The organism is Devosia oryziradicis (assembly GCF_016698645.1).
In the GTDB taxonomy this organism is placed as follows: Bacteria; Pseudomonadota; Alphaproteobacteria; order Rhizobiales; family Devosiaceae; genus Devosia; species Devosia oryziradicis.
Genome location: NZ_CP068047.1, coordinates 1,078,497 through 1,095,479, shown reverse-complemented (window position 1 = coordinate 1,095,479; position 16,983 = coordinate 1,078,497). Strand labels below are relative to the sequence as shown.

At 63.3% G+C, this 16,983-nt stretch carries 18 protein-coding genes; 7 read left to right on the top strand and 11 right to left on the bottom strand.

Features of this window, described 5'->3' with window-relative positions; genetic code table 11:
- The first annotated feature begins 113 nt into the window (after positions 1 to 113).
- Positions 114 to 2,045: a 1-deoxy-D-xylulose-5-phosphate synthase gene (gene dxs / locus JI749_RS05535; RefSeq protein WP_201660448.1), complete on the top strand. Its 1,932-nt coding sequence runs from the start codon at positions 114 to 116 to the stop codon at positions 2,043 to 2,045.
- Here dxs and JI749_RS05530 read toward each other — a convergent pair.
- Entirely contained in the window at positions 2,042 to 3,559 is a 1,518-nt protein-coding gene (locus JI749_RS05530) for a sensor histidine kinase (protein WP_201660444.1), read from the bottom strand. The genes dxs and JI749_RS05530 overlap by 4 nt on opposite strands.
- Positions 3,560 to 3,656: 97 nt before the next feature.
- Positions 3,657 to 4,121, bottom strand: coding sequence for an Lrp/AsnC family transcriptional regulator (locus tag JI749_RS05525; RefSeq protein WP_201660441.1), 465 nt, complete (start codon positions 4,119 to 4,121; stop codon positions 3,657 to 3,659).
- A 160-nt stretch (positions 4,122 to 4,281) separates the two neighbouring features.
- On the opposite strand from JI749_RS05525, the gene JI749_RS05520 reads away from it, so the two are divergent.
- Together JI749_RS05520 and JI749_RS05515 are read left to right on the top strand one after the other, a co-directional pair.
- On the top strand, positions 4,282 to 4,992 hold the full coding sequence (locus JI749_RS05520) for an aspartate/glutamate racemase family protein (protein WP_201660438.1): 711 nt from the start codon (positions 4,282 to 4,284) through the stop codon (positions 4,990 to 4,992).
- A 98-nt stretch (positions 4,993 to 5,090) separates the two neighbouring features.
- Positions 5,091 to 5,321 (top strand): flagellar basal body rod C-terminal domain-containing protein, encoded by a 231-nt coding sequence (locus JI749_RS05515; protein WP_201660434.1) that lies wholly within the window; start codon positions 5,091 to 5,093, stop codon positions 5,319 to 5,321.
- 4 nt (positions 5,322 to 5,325) lie between these two features.
- Here the strand turns inward: JI749_RS05515 and JI749_RS05510 are convergent, their stop codons facing one another.
- Positions 5,326 to 6,288 carry a GlxA family transcriptional regulator gene (locus JI749_RS05510; protein WP_201660431.1) on the bottom strand — a complete coding sequence of 321 codons (963 nt, stop codon included), beginning with the start codon at positions 6,286 to 6,288 and terminating at the stop codon, positions 5,326 to 5,328.
- A gap of 113 nt (positions 6,289 to 6,401) precedes the next feature.
- Between JI749_RS05510 and JI749_RS05505 the strand changes: the two genes are divergently transcribed.
- On the top strand, positions 6,402 to 7,037 hold the full coding sequence (locus tag JI749_RS05505; RefSeq protein WP_201660428.1) for a cysteine hydrolase family protein: 636 nt from the start codon (positions 6,402 to 6,404) through the stop codon (positions 7,035 to 7,037).
- 67 nt (positions 7,038 to 7,104) lie between these two features.
- Here JI749_RS05505 and JI749_RS05500 read toward each other — a convergent pair whose 3' ends face one another.
- The gene (locus JI749_RS05500; RefSeq protein WP_201660425.1) at positions 7,105 to 7,368 is read right to left on the bottom strand and encodes a DUF2312 domain-containing protein; all 264 of its coding nucleotides are present in this window, start codon (positions 7,366 to 7,368) and stop codon (positions 7,105 to 7,107) included.
- Positions 7,369 to 7,559: 191 nt separating this feature from the next.
- On the opposite strand from JI749_RS05500, the gene JI749_RS05495 reads away from it, so the two are divergent.
- Both JI749_RS05495 and pyk read left to right on the top strand, forming a co-directional pair.
- Positions 7,560 to 8,108, top strand: coding sequence for a DUF1036 domain-containing protein (locus tag JI749_RS05495; protein WP_233280878.1), 549 nt, complete (start codon positions 7,560 to 7,562; stop codon positions 8,106 to 8,108).
- Complete coding sequence (gene pyk, locus JI749_RS05490) at positions 8,105 to 9,544, top strand: pyruvate kinase (RefSeq protein WP_201660422.1); 1,440 nt, start codon at positions 8,105 to 8,107, stop codon at positions 9,542 to 9,544. The genes JI749_RS05495 and pyk overlap by 4 nt, the downstream gene beginning before the upstream one ends.
- A 102-nt stretch (positions 9,545 to 9,646) precedes the next feature.
- Here the strand turns inward: pyk and JI749_RS05485 are convergent, their stop codons facing one another.
- Both JI749_RS05485 and ykgO read right to left on the bottom strand, forming a co-directional pair.
- A complete protein-coding gene (locus JI749_RS05485; protein WP_201660419.1) occupies positions 9,647 to 10,048 on the bottom strand; it encodes an SRPBCC family protein in 402 nt (133 codons plus the stop codon).
- Between the two features lie 223 nt (positions 10,049 to 10,271).
- Positions 10,272 to 10,397, bottom strand: a complete 126-nt coding sequence (gene ykgO, locus JI749_RS05480) for a type B 50S ribosomal protein L36 (RefSeq protein ID WP_035098668.1) — start codon at positions 10,395 to 10,397, stop codon at positions 10,272 to 10,274.
- Positions 10,398 to 10,613: 216 nt separating this feature from the next.
- Between ykgO and JI749_RS05475 the strand changes: the two genes are divergently transcribed.
- Positions 10,614 to 11,114, top strand: a complete 501-nt coding sequence (locus tag JI749_RS05475) for a response regulator (protein WP_201660416.1) — start codon at positions 10,614 to 10,616, stop codon at positions 11,112 to 11,114.
- Between the two features lie 60 nt (positions 11,115 to 11,174).
- Here JI749_RS05475 and JI749_RS05470 read toward each other — a convergent pair whose 3' ends face one another.
- The 5 genes from JI749_RS05470 to JI749_RS05450 all read right to left on the bottom strand — a co-directional run bounded on the left by JI749_RS05470 (position 11,175) and on the right by JI749_RS05450 (position 16,744).
- A complete protein-coding gene (locus JI749_RS05470) occupies positions 11,175 to 12,194 on the bottom strand; it encodes an ABC transporter ATP-binding protein (protein ID WP_201660411.1) in 1,020 nt (339 codons plus the stop codon).
- A complete protein-coding gene (locus JI749_RS05465; protein ID WP_233280877.1) occupies positions 12,194 to 13,177 on the bottom strand; it encodes an ABC transporter ATP-binding protein in 984 nt (327 codons plus the stop codon). Before JI749_RS05465 ends, JI749_RS05470 begins: the two co-directional genes overlap by 1 nt.
- Before the next feature lies 1 nt (position 13,178).
- Positions 13,179 to 14,099: an ABC transporter permease gene (locus JI749_RS05460; protein WP_201660404.1), complete on the bottom strand. Its 921-nt coding sequence runs from the start codon at positions 14,097 to 14,099 to the stop codon at positions 13,179 to 13,181.
- Entirely contained in the window at positions 14,099 to 15,022 is a 924-nt protein-coding gene (locus JI749_RS05455) for an ABC transporter permease (protein WP_201660400.1), read from the bottom strand. The genes JI749_RS05460 and JI749_RS05455 overlap by 1 nt, the downstream gene beginning before the upstream one ends.
- Positions 15,023 to 15,127: 105 nt before the next feature.
- Positions 15,128 to 16,744 carry a peptide ABC transporter substrate-binding protein gene (locus JI749_RS05450; RefSeq protein ID WP_201660397.1) on the bottom strand — a complete coding sequence of 539 codons (1,617 nt, stop codon included), beginning with the start codon at positions 16,742 to 16,744 and terminating at the stop codon, positions 15,128 to 15,130.
- Between the last annotated feature and the right edge of the window lie 239 nt (positions 16,745 to 16,983).

Sequence of the window (16,983 nt, the reverse complement as noted above, 5' to 3'; positions counted from 1 at the left end):
CCATGCACGCCTAGCACTGCCCCGCAGACCGGGGCAGGCGGGCTGTTGTTGCAAAGGCCTGACCCGCGGCCTAAAGAATTAAGTCAACGCCATCTTGGCAAAGGACTACCCGCTTGGCCGACAAGCTCTCCACGCCGCTTCTCGACACGATCCAGTCGCCCGCCGATCTGCGTGCAATGCCGCGCGAGAACCTGCGCCAGCTGGCCGACGAATTGCGCGCCGAGATGATCGATGCGGTATCGGTAACCGGCGGCCATCTGGGCGCCGGCCTGGGCGTCGTCGAGCTGACGGTGGCGCTGCATGCCGTTTTCGACACGCCCAATGACCGGATCATCTGGGACGTAGGCCACCAAGCCTATCCGCACAAGATTCTGACCGGCCGCCGCGACCGCATTCGCACCCTGCGCCAGAAGGATGGCCTCAGCGGTTTCACCCGCCGTGCCGAGAGCGAATACGATCCCTTCGGCGCAGGTCATTCGTCGACCTCGATCTCGGCCGGCCTGGGCATGGCCGTCGCCAGCGATCTCATGGACAAGCCGCGCAACGTCGTGGCCGTGATCGGCGATGGGGCCATGTCGGCCGGCATGGCCTATGAGGCGATGAACAATGCCGGCGCGATGGACGCGCGGCTGATCGTCGTGCTCAACGACAACGACATGTCGATCGCGCCGCCGACGGGCGCGCTGCGCACCTATCTGGCGCGTCTGGTTTCAGGCCCGGTCTATCGCGGCACCCGCGAGGCGGCCAAGACGGTGGTCAGCAAGCTGCCCAAGTTCATCCACGAACCGGCGCGCAAGACCGAGGAATTCGCACGCTCCTTCTTTACCGGCGGCACGCTGTTCGAGGAACTCGGCTTCTATTATGTGGGGCCCGTCGACGGGCATGACCTGGAAAACCTCCTGCCCATCTTCGAGAATGTGCGAGATGCGGAGGCCGGCCCGATTCTGGTCCACCTGGTGACGCAGAAGGGCAAGGGCTACGCGCCCGCCGAAAGCTCGGCCGACAAGTATCACGGCGTCTCCAAGTTCAATGTCATCACCGGTGCCCAGGCCAAGGCGACGTCCAATGCGCCATCCTACACGTCCGTCTTCGCCGAGAGCCTGATCCAGGAGGCCAATGACGATCCGCGCATCGTCGCGGTGACCGCGGCCATGCCATCGGGCACCGGCCTCGACAAATTCGCCGAGATCCATCCCAGCCGGATTTTCGACGTCGGCATTGCCGAGCAGCATGCGGTGACCTTTGCGGCTGGCATGGCCAGCGAAGGCATGCGCCCGTTCTGCGCCATCTACTCCACCTTCCTGCAGCGCGCCTATGACCAGGTCGTGCATGACGTAGCCATCCAGTACCTGCCGGTACGCTTCGCCATCGACCGCGCCGGCTATGTCGGCGCCGACGGCCCGACCCACGCCGGCAACTACGATGCCGCCTATCTGGGCGCCATCCCTGGTATCGTGCAGATGGCGGCCGCCGACGAAGCAGAACTGCGCCACATGGTGGCGACGGCGGTGGCCTACGACGATGGCCCCATCGCCTTGCGCTATCCCCGCGGCGAGGGCCTGGGCGTCGACATGCCCGAGCGCGGTCAGGCGCTGCCGATCGGCAAAGGCCGCATCGTCCGCCAGGGTGCGACCATCGCCATCCTCAGCTATGGCACGCGCCTGGGCGAAGTGCTCGCCGCCGCCGACAAGCTGGCTGCGCTAGGCCTCAACCCGACCATTGCCGATGCGCGCTTCCTCAAGCCACTCGACGAGGAACTGATCTCCAGGCTGGCGACGACGCATGACGTGCTGCTCACGACCGAGGAAGGCTCTATCGGCGGTTTCGGCAGCCATGTTGCCACCTTCCTCGCGTCGAACGGCCTGCTCGACGGCAAGCTGCGCTTCCGCCCGCTGATGATCCCCGATCGTTTCGTCGAGCACGCCAGCCAGGCCGACATGTATGCCGATGCCGGCCTAGACCGCGCCGGCATCGTGGCCTCAGCGCTCACCACGCTGGGCTATGACGAAGCCGCCATGGCCAAGGCGCTGGGCAATATCAGCTAGCCGTTCCTGACTGCGGTCGAGAGGGCTATATCGGCTTCGAATACGGTGCCGCCCTCGTTGCGGAAGCTGTGCGTGCCGTCCATCTGCGCCACCACGCCCTTGATCAGGCGCATACCCATGCTGCTGCCGGTGATACGGTCTGGCTCGAAGCCGGCACCGCTGTCGCGCACCGTCAACTTCGCCCGGCCGTTGGCGCCCTGGCGCAACGCAACAAGTATGCGACCACCACCATCGGCAACCGCATACTTGCAGGCATTGGTCACCAGTTCGCTGAGCAGCAGTGCCAGCGGCGTAGCGTGATCGCGGTCGACCGGGATGTGGTCCACCTCGTAATCGACCACGGCATCGGAACCGTAAGCCATCATGACTTCATCGACTACCGCCGGGATGAAGTCATGCGCGTCGATATCCTCGTAGCGATCATGCTTGTAGATATGCTCGTGCATCGCCGCCATGGCAGCGAACCGGCTCTGCAAATCGAGCTTTGCGGCCTGAGGCAGATCCTGCATGCGCACTAGCGACTGCACCGATTGGAGGTTGTTCTTCACGCGATGGTGGATTTCCCGGAACAGCATGGTGTTGGCTTCCAGCGAGGCCTGCAATGCTCGAGCCTGCGCCGCGTCGCGATAAAGTAGTCGCACGATCCAGGCGCAGCCCAGCACCAGGCCCAGCACGATCGGGGAAACGATGATGAACACCGCCACGACGGCGCCCTGGAAGTTGGCCCAGGTCTGGTCCGATCCGATCGAGGCGATGGCGATGATATGGGTCCCTGGCACCTGCCGATAGCTGACGACCCGCGCCACCCCGTCGACCGGCGAGCGAGCGGACGTATAGGTGCCCGTGCTCCCCGTCTTGAGGTGCACGGTAAAGAGTGGGGTTTCACTGAGATCGACCGGTCCCTCGGTCGGCGGATAGCGGGCAATCAACTGGCCATCATCGCGAACCAGGCTAATAGTCGAGGTGTCTTCGAAGTCCAGGTTGCGCCACAGCTCTTCCATCAAGGATTCGGGGAAGGACACCATGATGGCGCCGGCAAACTTGCCGTCCCGCTCCACCCGCTTGCTGAACACGAAGATGCGGTCGCCGGTCAGGCGGCTGATCAGCAGCGGCGAGGTGTAAAACGGCGCACCATCGCGCACGGCGATGAAATAATCGCGGTCCGCTACCGAAACCGCCCCGGCGCCGGGGACGGTCGAATAGATGGTCCTGGCCTCCGCATCGATGATATAGACCTCGGTTACAGAAGGCAGGCCCTCGAGCACGGGCCCAAGATCGGCGATACTGCCCGACATGGTTGGGCCTAGGGCGGCGTCGACACGGCGCAAGGTCTGGTGCGCAACTTCGGCGATCCAGAACGCATTGCTGGAGACCACCTGGACCGCCGCACTCGAACGCTCGACCAAGCGCTCCTCGGTCTGCTTGATCCCTATGGCAAGGAAGTAGCCGAATATCGCGGCAAAGACGGCCAGGAACACCAGCATCAGACCGATTGCGGCCGGGATGGCGGACACGGTCCGCCCTGCAATACGTGGCTGCTTCAGTGTTGCCTCCCCCATGGCCGGATAACCGGCCACGCCATTAACGGACAATCGCTCCAACAGTTGCGTGCTAGTCGACGTAATTCGTCGGCACGCCGGTCGCCAGTTTGACTGTCTCCATCGAGATATAGGCCGACATATCGAACAGTTCGACCCGTCCAACCAGACGCCGGTAAATGACGTCGTAATGCTCTACATTGGGTAGCACCAGTTTGAGGACATAGTCGAAATTGCCGGTGAGCCGATGCACCTCAACAATTTCGGGGATGGCGCTGACTGCGGCGTGAAACTGGTCGAGCCACCCGGCTTCGTGCTTGCCGGTGCGCACGATGACGAACACCGTGGTCGGCAGGCCCACCTTCTTGCGGTCCAGCACGGCCATGCTGCGCGTGATATAGCCATCCTCGCGTAGCCGCGCGATCCGCCGCGAACAGGCGGAAGCCGACAGGGCCACGGCATCGGCAATGTCATTGACCGCCATCTCTGCATTGGCCTGCAACAGGTCGAGAATCTTCCGGTCGCGCTCATCAAGCATGCATCACTTCTGCACAATTCTTCTACTCGACGCAATATCGGCGCGCCTAAAAAAGGCTACGCAGTATCGAATTGCGCCCAACCGGCACTGTCACAGCGATTTTGCCGCCCGTTTGCGCGCTGCCTCACGCACACTGGTGGCAACAAGAGGAGACTTCGCTATGAAGACCATTGGCCTGATCGGCGGCATGAGCTGGGAATCCACCGCCGTATACTACCGGTTGATCAACCAGGCGGTACGGCGCCAGCGTGGCGGCCTGCACTCGGCGGAGATCGCCTTGCGGTCGCTGGATTTTACCAGGGTAGTCGAATTGCAGCAGGCCGGCCGTTGGGACGATGCCGGTCGGCTGCTGGGCGAAGCAGGCGCCGGCCTGGCGCGTTCGGGTGCCGCCTGCGTGCTGATCTGCACCAACACCATGCATCTGGTGGCCGACCCCGTGGCGGCGATGAGCGGGGTGCCGCTTATCGACATCATCGACGAAACCGCCTGTGCGCTGCGCGCAGATGGTCACCGCAAGCCCTTGCTGCTGGCGACCCGCTACACCATGGAGCACGGCTTTTATGCCCAGCGCATGGCGCGCCACGGCATCGACGTAGTGGTGCCCGACAATCAGGACCGCGGGGTGGTTCATGACGTGATTTTCAATGAACTCTGCCAGGGACAGGTCCGCGAAGCCTCGCGCGCCCGCTATCTGGCGATCATCGAAGCGGCGCGTGCAAGGGGCATCGACTCCGTCATTCTGGGCTGCACCGAAATCTCGTTGCTGGTTGATCCGGCATCCCTGCCCCTGCCCGGCTACGACTCCACGGCCATCCACGCCGATGCTGCAGTACGTTTCGCTCTATCGGACATCATGGAGCAGGCCGCCTGAGACAGATCGGCAGCCTTTGCATGGCTTTGGATGCGTCGCGCTAAGACAACGTCAAGCACTTGCTGGCTTGGTTGGTGGCACCAGCAAAAGGCGCGTTCATGAGCATTTCCGCAATCAACATCGCCACTGGCGGCATGCAGCGTGCCGCCGACCGCTTCGAGGCCAGCGCCAACCGCGTCGCGCGCTTTGGCACGGGCCTTGGCGGTGAAGTCGATCTCACCACCGAGATGGTCGACGTCATGATGGCGCAAACCGACTTCGAGGCCGCCACCAAGGTCGTCAAGGTCGCCGACAACATGGCCGGCGCGTTGCTCGATATTCTGGCCTAGAGTCTTAACCGGCGCTGGTCGAGAACTCGCGCCGGTAGCGCATCGGCGTTGTTCCCAGCCGCGCAGCAAAGTGCTGGCGCAGCGAAACGGCATTGGCAAAACCCGCCTGCATCGCGACCGCGTCAATGCCGTGATGGGTGGTCTCCAGCAAGCGTCTCGCCAATGTCAGGCGTTCTTCCAGCAACCACTGGCTGAAGCTCGCGCCGGTTGCGGCGTGGAACCGGCGGGTGAAGGTGCGCCGGCTCATCTGTGCCAGCGCCGCGACGCTGTCCAGGTCGTGCGGCGCACTGGCATTGCGCCGTACCGCCTCGATCGCAGCGGCAAGCCTCGCATCGGTCTGGCTCTGTGGCAGCGGTCGCTCGAGAAACTGGGCTTGCCCTCCCTGCCGGTGTGGCGCCACCACCAGCGTGCGTGCCAGCCGCGCGGCGATCTCCGCGCCATAGTCGCGCCGCACGATATGGAGGCAGCAATCAAGTCCCGCCGCGACACCGGCGGAGGTGATAATCCTGCCCTCATCGACATAGAGCACGTTGGGCTGCACGTCGATCCGACTGTAGCGGCTGGCCAGCAGCTCCGTCGCCGCCCAGTGCGTGGTTGCCGATCGTCCATCGAGAACGCCGCTTTCGGCCAGGACAAAGGCGCCAAGGCACAGCCCGATAATGGTGGCGCCCCTTGCCTCGGCCCGCCGAACCGTCTCGACCAGCGCGGGGTCGGGCCGCGTGGCCGCAGCGCGCCAGCTCGGCACCACCAGAATGTCGGCTCGTTCGGCAACCGACAGGTCGTGTTCGAGTAGCACGGATAGCCCGGCGCTGGTGCGGATCGCCCCCTGCTGCTCGCCGCACACGCGAAAGTCGAAGCGGGGTAGCCCCAGCTTGGTCCGATCTTCCCCAAACACCGTGCAGGGTATGGACAGATGAAATGCGCTGATGCCGGGAAAGGCTAGCGTCGCAACCAGCAATGAAGCCATGGCCACCTCCTGCTTCGCAGATTGGCCCATATTCATCGTTCAATGTCAATCGGGCCACTCCCGCCCCCTTTGCAACCGCCTTAGTTTTGCCCTGTACCAACAAGGGGACTGACATGCCTGAACTCATCACCCGGCCGCGCCGCGCGCTCATCGTCGTCGACGTGCAGAACGATTATGACGGCGGCAATCTGCCGATTGAATATCCACCCTTCAGCGAAACGGTGAAGCATGTGGGCCAGGCGATGGACATCGCCACGGCCCACGGTATTCCCGTCGTCGTCATCCGCATGAACCTGCCCGAAACCGCCAAGGTATTCGCAAAGGGCACCCATGGTGCCGAGCTGCATCCGGAAGTTGCCAGCCGGCCGCATGACCATCTCATCGGCAAGACCCAGCCCAGCGCCTTTACCGGCACGGACCTCGAATTGTGGCTGCGCCAGCGCCAGATCGATACGGTCACCGTCGTCGGCTACATGACGCATAATTGCGACCTGTCCACGGTCATCCACGCCATGCATATGGGCTTTGCAGTGGAACTGCTCGACGACGCAACCGGCGCGGTTCCCTATAGCAATGCCGCCGGCTCGGCCACTGCCGAGGAAATCCATCGCGTGTCGCTGGTGATCATGCAGGCCCGCTTTGCAGCAGTCCTTTCCACGGCCGACTGGGGCGCCCACGTGGCGGGCGGTACGTTGCCCCATCGCGACACGCTCTACGAATCCAACCTGCGTGCGCGCCGCGTGGCCTGACCGGGCCGCTCAAAGCAAAGGGGAGCCCCACAGGACTCCCCCAATCATGCGATTTGGATTTCCGGCCCTAGTCTTCCGGCGGCGCTGCGACCATGCCGAGCGCGGCCATGTAGAGCTCCAGAATCGCTTCCTGCTCCATGCGCTCATTGGCATCCTGCTTGCGGATGGCGACGATCTTGCGGAGGATCTTGGTATCGAAGCCGTTGCCCTTGGCCTCGGCGTAGATTTCCTTGATGTCGGCGGCGATGGCCGCCTTTTCTTCTTCCATGCGCTCGATACGCTCGATGAACGCCCGGAGCTGGTCCTGGGCAACGCTGTCTTCGATGGCCATGGCTCTTCCTTTGAGTTTGCTGGCCACGTTCAACCCCACCCGAAGGCCGCGTTCAACCCCTTTGTCCGGCAATCCACACAGCTTGGGTGCCGCATGGCCGCAATTCCGTCAAATCGCCCCTTTTGCCATTGACCAATGCGTCACCATGGGCTCAAAGAAGGCACGTTTTTCCGATGTTTGCTGGCACCAGATTGCATATCCCCCGTCTCGGCATGACCCTGATCGGCGCGATGCTCGCAAGCCTCGCCTTTTTCGCGACGCCGGCGCATGCCGACCTGCGCGTCTGCAATGAAAGCGCCAACCTTGTATCAGTGGCCCTGGGCTATCGCGCCGAGCGCGGCTGGATGAGCGAAGGCTGGTGGCAGACCCCGCCGGGCGATTGCCGCGTGCTCTACCAGGGCGACCTCGAACGGCGCTTCTACTATCTCTTCGCGGTCGACGATATCGGCGGCGGCGCATGGGACGGTTCGGTTTTCATGTGCACGCGTGACGAAACCTTCACGATATTCGGGGTTGAGGATTGCCTCGCTCGCGGCTATGAGCGCACCGGTTTCTTTGAAATCGATACGCAGAACCGGACCGACTGGACCCTGCAGCTCACCGAGAGCGCCACCGGCCCTGCCGTGGTGGGTCCGGAGGGCGGCGATCTCGAAGACCCCACATTCCTTGTCGACCCTGACGACGTCACCACGGACGGCCCGCAGGACGACATAAATACGCAGGAAACGGACACGCAATGAGACGCATGAGACGCGCGAAGATCATCGCCACACTCGGGCCCGCCAGCCACGAAGAAAAGATGATCGAGGAACTGGCCAAGGCCGGCGCGGACGTGTTCCGCATCAATATGAGCCATGCCAGCCACGACCTGCTGCGGCAGACCGTCGAGCGCATCCGCAACGTCGAAAAGCGTCTCAATCACCCGCTGGGCGTCCTGGTCGACCTGCAGGGCCCCAAGCTGCGCGTCTGGAAGTTCGCCGAAGGCTCGGTGAACCTGGTTGCCGGGCAGAAGTTCACACTCGACAGCGAGAAGAACGACAACGGCAACGCCGAGCGCGTCTACCTGCCCCACCCTGAGATCATCGAGAGCGTCTCGGTGGGTGACCGCCTGCTGCTCGACGACGGCAAGCTGGCACTGCGGGCGACCAAGGTCGGCGGCGGCGCCATCGAGACCGAGGTCATCTATGGCGGCAAGCTCAGCGACAAGAAGGGCGTATCCCTGCCCGATACGCTGCTGCCGACCGGTGCGCTGACCGAAAAGGATCATGCCGATCTGCTGGCCGGCCTGGCTGCCGATGCCGACTGGATCGCCCTCTCCTTCGTGCAGCGCCCCGAGGACATCATCGATGTCCGCAAGATCGTCCAGGGCCGTGCCGGCGTCATGGCCAAGATCGAAAAGCCCCAGGCCATCGATCGGCTCGAAGAAATCATCAAACTGTGCGACGCCATCATGGTGGCGCGTGGCGATCTGGGCGTCGAACTGCCGCTCGAAACGGTGCCCGGCCTGCAGAAGCGCATGATCCGCATGGCGCGCCGCTATGGCAAGCCGGTGGTCGTCGCCACCCAGATGCTCGAATCCATGATCACCGCGCCGGTACCGACCCGCGCCGAGGTCTCGGACGTGTCGATTGCTGTGTTCGAAGGTGCCGATGCCGTGATGCTCTCGGCCGAATCCGCGTCCGGCCAGTATCCGGTCGAAGCCGTTTCCACCATGAACAAGGTGGCCGTCGCCGTCGAGACCGATGCCAACTATCGCGGCATCATCCGCGCCGCCCAGACCGAGCCGGAAGCGACGGCTGCGGACGCCATTTCGGCCGCAACGCGCCAGGTCGCCGAGACCCTCGACCTGGCCGCCATCGTGACCTACACGGCATCAGGCTCGACCGGCATCCGCGCCGCTCGCGAGCGTCCCAGCAAGCCCATCATCGTGCTCTCGCCAAACCAACGCACCATCCGCCGCATGTCGGTGGTCTGGGGCGTCCATTGCGTTCAGACCGAGGATGCCGTCTCGCTCGAAGACATGGTCGATCGCGCCTGCGTCATTGCCTACCAGGAGGGCTTTGCCCGCCCCGGCGACCGCATCGCCATCACCGCCGGCATTCCGCTGGGCACGCCGGGCGCCACCAACATGCTGCGCATCGCCTTCGTCCGCCAGGACGGCGCCGGCTCGAGCTGAGCCTGGTCGCAGCGACGAAAACCAAAGGCCCGCGCAAGCGGGCCTTTTTGCATCCGGAGCGCGTTAGACGAGACTTACGCGAGGCCCGCTGTCCGGCGCGGGCTACTTGCCCTCGAGCAGCGTCTTGAGCACCATCAGATCGGACAGCATCCACTCTTCCTCCGAGGCGAACATTTCGTCGGAGACCAGCGGCTGTTGCACCGACGTATGCGTCAAGACCGACCCGGCGCCATTGCGGATGATCCGGACAAAGGCGGCGTGGATCACCTGCGGCCCCACCTGCATGCGATAATCCAGCACCAGGAATGGATTGGGCGCGGTGAAATGCACCAATACCGTGCCTCGGGGGCCATCATAGGCCCAGCTATGTGGCCCTGCCTCGGGATGGGGACGCCCGTTCTGCACCAGGGTCCAGCCGGCCAGGTTGGCGGGGTTGACCAGGAATTGGTAGACATCATCGGGCGGCCGAGCGATCTCGACCGTTAGCGTTCGGGCCTTGAGCAAAGCCTGCACCTCTCACTCAGCGGCGCGCAACGTTGCTCAATTTCCCTGTATTATCAAGCTCTTCCGCCCCGGCTACGCTCGGATGGTTAAGGCCGCTGCGCCGCAGGATGGGCCAAACTGGTCTGCGAGCGCCGCATCCGTTCTGTCTCCGTCAACGCGTGACTAGGAGAAAAACAAAAGCCCGCTTTCGCGGGCTTGAGTCAATGTCGCAGGCGTTAATCGCTTAGCCCTGGCGGGCCTTGTAGCGCTTGTCCACCTTGTTGATGATGTAAACCCGGCCGCGACGGCGGACGAGCTTGTTCGCGCGGTGGCGAGTCATCAGCGCCTTCAGCGAGTTGCGGATCTTCATCGGTCTATCCTCAGTCAAACAAAATGGGCGCCTGCGCGCCCGGAAACTTGGGCGCATACATAGGGAAGTTGACCCGCCCTGTCAACGCAGGAGAACCAGGCTTTTTGACCCGGCGCCGCGCTTTCCCCCACCGCATTGCAAGTCGTCCATTAACGGCTCGTAGGCAAAACCGCACTACTATGCCAAGCACGGAAACTGGCAATACAGCATATCGTCATGGCGACAGAGGAAATCACCAAGCGCGGCGTCCTGGTCGCCGACTCCTCCCAGAATATGGCCTCCCTGGTCACGGTCATGCTGCGCAGCCTTGGCCGCAAGGATATAAGGGAAGCCTATGACGCCAGCCGCGTCATGCTCGAAGTGCGCCGCCGCGCCTTCGACGTCATCATTATCGACGATGCGCTGGAGGGCATGGACGGTGTTGCCTTTACGCGCAAACTGCGGGCCATGACCGACTGCCAGAACCGTCTCACGCCCGTCATCATGATGAGCGCGGCGCCCGACGCCAAACGCATTGCCGACGCCCGCGATGCCGGGGTCACCGAATTCCTGCGCAAGCCCTTCGCCGCCAGCCATCTCCAGACCCGCCTCGTCAGCATCGAGGCCAATCCGCGCGGCTTTATCGAGGCGGCCGCCTATAACGGCCCCGACCGCCGCCGCAGAACGGTTGACGTCGGCAGCAAGGACCGTCGCGAAGGCCAGTCGAAGGCAGGCTAAGTCCCTGTATTGCCCATTTGCGGGAGCAGAAGGGCCCGCCCGAAGCGGGCCTGCTTGCCTCTACACCCCCAGCACCGCATCTTCCGGCACTTCGATTTCGCGCCAGCGGTGGCAGGCTACCAGCCGACCATTCTCGAGCCGCTCGAGCGGCGGGCGCGTCTCGGCACAGAACGGCTTTGCGAAGCGGCAGCGCGTTCGGAAGGTGCAGCCCGATGGCGGGTTGATCGGCGAGGGGATTTCCCCTCGCAGCGCATCGATATTGCGTTGCCGCGCCAGGCGCGGGTCGGGGACCGGCACGGCCGTCAGCAGTGCCCGCGTATAGGGGTGCTTGGGATCTTCATAGATCTCGTCCCCGCTGGCCAGTTCGACAATGCGACCGAGATAGAGCACCAGGATGCGGTCCGACACATGCCGCACCACACTCAGATTGTGCGAGATGAAGATCAGCGTCAGTCCGAACTCGTCCTTGAGCTCGGCCAGAAGATTGAGGATCTGCGCCTGGATGGACACGTCGAGCGCCGAAACCGGCTCGTCACACACGATCAGCTTGGGCTCGGTGATCAGCGCCCGGGCAATGCCGATGCGCTGCGCCTGCCCGCCCGAAAATTCGTGCGGGTAGCGGTTGATCATCTCGGGCAGCAGCCCCACCGCTTCCATGATCTTGAGCACGCGCGCGCGACGCTCGTCCTTGTTCAGTTCCGGCCGCAATGTGCGGAGGGGATCGGCGATGATCTCACCCACCGTCATGCGCGGATTGAGCGAGGCCAGCGGATCCTGGAAGATGATCTGCAGGTCCGCCCGGCGCTTGCGCATCTCCTCGGCCGGCAGCTTGGTCAGATCCTGTCCCAGCCAGAGCACCTTGCCCTCGTCGGGGGCCAGCAATTGCAGGATGCAGCGGCCCAGCGTGGACTTGCCGCAGCCGCTCTCGCCCACGATGCCCAGCGTCTCGCCCTGGCGGATGGTGAAATTGATGTCGCTGAGCGCCGTCAGGGTCAGCCGGCGGCTCAGCAGGCCACCCGAAATCGAGAACGTCTTCTTGAGATCCTTGATCTCGAGCAGGTTGATCGGGGTCTGGTCCATCAGGCGACCTTTCCATAGGCCATGGGGCCTTCATAGTGGCAGGCCTTTTCGCGGCCATTGCCGGTATCGGCCAGCGGCGGCCGCTCGACCAGGCACCGGTCGAAGGCAAAGGCGCAGCGGGGATTGAACGAACAGCCCTTGGGCAGGTGTTCCAGGCTCGGCGGCAGACCCTGGATCGGGTCGAGCCGTTCCGCTCGTTTCGCGATATGCGGCGTCGAATGCAGCAGGCCCAGCGTATACGGGTGGCGCGGATCGTAGAACAGGTCGTCGACACTGCCCTTTTCCACCGCCCGGCCGCCATACATGACCATCATGCGATCGGCGACACCTGCCACCACGCCCAGATCGTGCGTGATCAGCACCAGCGAGGTGCCGAAATCGTCGGTCAACGTCTTGAACAGCTCCAGCATCTGCGCCTGCACCGTAACGTCGAGCGCCGTGGTCGGCTCGTCGGCGATCAGGATCTTGGGCTGGCAGAGCAGCGCCATGGCGATCATCACGCGCTGGCGCATGCCGCCACTCAGTTCATGCGGATAGGCATTGGCGCGCTTGGCAGGCTCGGGGATGCCCACGCGCTCCAGCATCTCGATCGAGGTCCTGAGCGCCGCCTGCTGGTCGAAGCCGCGATGCTTGACCAGCACTTCGCCCAGTTGCGTCTTGATCTTGAGCGTGGGGTTCAACGAGGTCATCGGATCCTGGAAGATCATCGCGATATCCTTCCCGCGATGCCCATCCAACTGCCCCGCCGGCATGCCGATCAGGTTGATGTCGCCCATCATGGCCCGGCCTTCGGCCCGCCCATTCTTGGCCAGCAGGCCCATGATGGCCAGGAACGCCTGGCTCTTGCCAGAACCGGATTCTCCCACAACGGCCAGGGTTTCGCCTTCCGACAGCGAGAAGTTCATGTCGCGCACGGCGTGCACCTCGCTCTGGTGCAGCGCGAAGGTGACCGACATGTCTTCGACTTTGAGGACTTGTTTCATTTCAGCGATCCTTGGGGTCGAGGGCATCGCGCAGGCCGTCGCCGATATAGGTGAGGCAGAGCAGCAGGCTCACCAGCACCACGGCGGGGCCGATCAGCATCCAGGGCAACGTTTCGGCCACCGGCGAGCCGAAGGAAATCAGCGTGCCCAGCGAAGTCTGCGGCTCCTGCACACCCAGGCCCAGATAGGAGAGGAAGCTCTCGGTGAGGATGATCTCGGGGATGGTGAGCGTCGCGTAGATCACCACCGGCCCGGTCAGGTTGGGCACGATATGGCGGAAGATGATGGTCCAGGGCTTGGCGCCGCCGGCCTTGGCTGCCTCGACGAACTCGCGCTCCTTGATCGACATGGTCTGGCCACGCACGATACGCGCCATGGTCAGCCATTCGAGGCACCCGATGCCCACGAAGAGCAGCACCGGATTGCGCCCGAAGATCACCACCAGGATGATCACGAACAGGATGTAGGGCAGCGCATACATGATGTCGACGAAGCGCATCATGACCGCATCGACCTTGCCGCCGAAATAGCCGGCAATGGCGCCGTAGCAGACGCCGATGATGACCGAGACCAACGTGGCCACCGCGGCCACGATCAGGCTCATCTGCGTGCCCTGCATGATGCGGGCCAGCATGTCGCGGCCGTTCTGGTCGGTGCCGGCAAAGTGTCCGGCTTCGAAATTGGGTGGCTTGCGGATGCCGCTCCAGTCGATCTTGTCGTAGCTCCAGGGCAGCAGGTACGGACCCACGAAGGCGAACAGGATGATGAAGCCGACCACGAAGATCGACACCACCGCCGCCTTGTTGCGCGCCAGCCGCCGAATGGCGTCCTGCGTGAGCGAACGGCCCTTGGGGGCGTCCAGCGTTCCGAGCTTGGTGGCATACTCGGTGAGCAATGCATCCTTGCCAGTAATGCCGGCCATCAGCGGTACCTCACCTTGGGATCGAGCCAGGCATAGAGAATGTCGACCACCAGGTTCACCGCCAGGATGATGAACATGTAGAGGATGGTGGTACCCAGCACGAGGCCGTAGTCGCGGTTCAGCGCGGCGCTGATGAAATACTTGCCGATCCCGGGCAGGGCGAACACCTGCTCCACCACCAGCGACCCGGTCAGCAGGTAGCTGAGGCCCGGTCCGAGGTAGGACACCACCGGCAACAGGGCCGGCTTGATCGCATGCCGGGCCAGGATCAGCCGCGTACCCAGGCCCTTGGACCTGGCCGTGCGCACATAGTTGGTGCCCAGCACCTCGATCATCGAACCGCGCATCAGCCGCGCCGTGCGCCCGGCATGGGGCAGCACCAGCACCGTGATCGGCAGCACCAGATGGGGGATCGAGCCGGCTTGCCAGCCACCCGCGGGGAACCAGTCGAGATAGACACCGAAAATCAGCTGCAGGATGGCGGCCATCAGGAAGTTGGGGACCACCAGGCCCACCATTACCAGCAGCACCAGCACATAGTCTGGCCACTTGTTCTGATTGACGGCGCTGAGCGCCCCGGCCACCAGGCCAACGATGGTGCCGATGATGAAGGCCGAAAAACCCAGCATCAGCGTGAAGGGCAGCCCGATCCACAGCATCTCGGCGACGGTGAAGTCGTTGTAGACCATCGACGGGCCGAAATCGCCCTGCAGCAGCCGCCCGACATAGATGAAATATTGCTGGATCAGCGGCAGGTCGAGATTGTAGTGGGCGCGCAGGTTGGCCAGCGTCGTCGGCGGCAGCGCGCGTTCACCGTCGAAGGGACCGCCGGGCGCCAGCCGCAGAATAAAGAAACAGGCTGTAACGGCGATCAGCGCGACCGGAAGGGCCGACAGCACGCGCCGCGTCACATATCCAAACATGGATTTACGACCTTTCACATCCACCGCGCCAAGGTCGGGGCGGCGGGTGGATAAAATAGCGGCGCCGCCCCTCCCAAGGGGCGACGCCGCGCGATTGCAGGAGGCTTACTCGGACTTGGTCAGCCAGCGGGTACGGTGGGTGTCGCGGGCATTGTTGACAAAGCCGGTAACGGTCGGAGCCACGACGTTCTGGGCAATGTACCAGTAGATCGGGATCGCAGCCGTTTCATCCATGGCGATCTCTTCGGCCTGGCCAAGCATCTCGGCGCGCGCTGCCAGGTCGAGTTCGGACGATGCCTTGTCCATCAGGGCATCGAACTCGTCATTGGCGTAGCGACCGTAGTTGTTGCCCCAGTTCATCGTACCGTCCTGCTCCACACCCTGGCGCAGCAGGTCGAGCGTATTGGATGGGTCCGAATAGTCGAGCAGCCAGCCGGCACGGCCGACCTCGAAGTCGCCTGAACGGAGGCTGTCGTAGTGCACGGCGGTTTCCGAGTTGAACAGCTCGGCCTTGACGCCGATCTGCTCCCACATGGCGGCAATCGCCACGGCGATGCGCTGGTGGTTGTCGTTGGTGTTGTACTTGAGCTGCAGCGTCAGGGGCGACGAGGAGGTGTAGCCCAGGCCTTCCATGATCGTCTTGGCTTCGGCAACGCGTTCCTCGTAGGAGAGGCCGATCCAATCGGGTTCGTAGAGATCGACGCCTTCATAGTTGCCGGTGCCCGGCGGCACCCAGCCATAGGCCGGCACTTCGCCGGTGCCCAGCACGTCCGGACCAATCACGTCGCGGTTGATCGCCATGGACAGCGCCTTGCGAACTTCGGCGTTGTCGAAGGGCTCTTTTTCCTGGTTGATCACGTAGTAATAAACGCCCAGGAACGGCGTGAAATAGTCCTGGCCGGGCAGGTTGGTCTTGATCCATTCGGCCTGGTCGGACGGAATGTCGGTCAGGATGTCGTACTCACCGGCGCGGTAACGCGCCAGGGCCGCGGCCAGGTCGTCCTGCACGAAGCGATTCACTTCGTCGATCTGGACATTGGCGGCATCCCAATAGGTCTCGGACTTGGCCAGCTTGATGTAGTTGCCCGGAACCCACTCGACCGGCGTATAGGCGCCGTTGGAAACGATGTTCTCCACCTTGGTCCAGTCATTGCCGACCTTCTCGACGATGTGCTTGGGGACCGGGAAGGCGGTGTAGTGGGTCAGTGCACCCAGGAAGTAGGGCGTCGGGCCTTCAAGGGTGATCTCGAGCGTCTTGTCGTCGATCGCCTTGACGCCCAGTTCGTCGAAGTTGGTTACGCTGCCATCGGCGATTTCCGAACCGTTCTTGATCGGGAACTGGAGGTAGGCATAGTCGGAGGCGGTCTTGGGATCGAACAGGCGCTGGAAGGCGTAGACGAAGTCGCCTGCGGTCACCGGCACGCCGTCGGACCACTGAATGCCATCACGCAGCTTGAACGTGTAGACCAGGCCATCGTCGGAAATCGTGTAGCTCTCGGCCTGGCCAGGAATTGGGTTGGCCTCGGCATCGTCGGTCATCAGACCTTCGAGATAGTCGCCAATGATGCGGTCTTCCCAGTCGCCGGAAGCCTGGTGCGGGTCGATCGAGCCGGGCTCGGAACCGTTCATGACGTTCAGCGTCACGGCCGAAGCCGCGCTGGTCATCAGTGCGGCCATCAGGCCGGCGGTCGCGACCGCGGTCAGGGTTTGCGTGAGTTTCATTGTCGTCCCATCTCCTTGTGGAAGTCCTGAAATCGTCTTGTTCCCGCAGTCATGCCGCTGCGGAGTTCAAAAGGCTCTGTGACCGGCATTTTTGCCTATCCGGTCAAGATTGCTGGACGGTATTACGCTATTCCGTCCACTGACAAGCAAAAGATTGACCTAAACGTCAAGCTCGCTGCAATTATTAACATACTGCCCTGCCCGGTCGGGGCAGAACAGCTTTTCCATGCGATCACGAT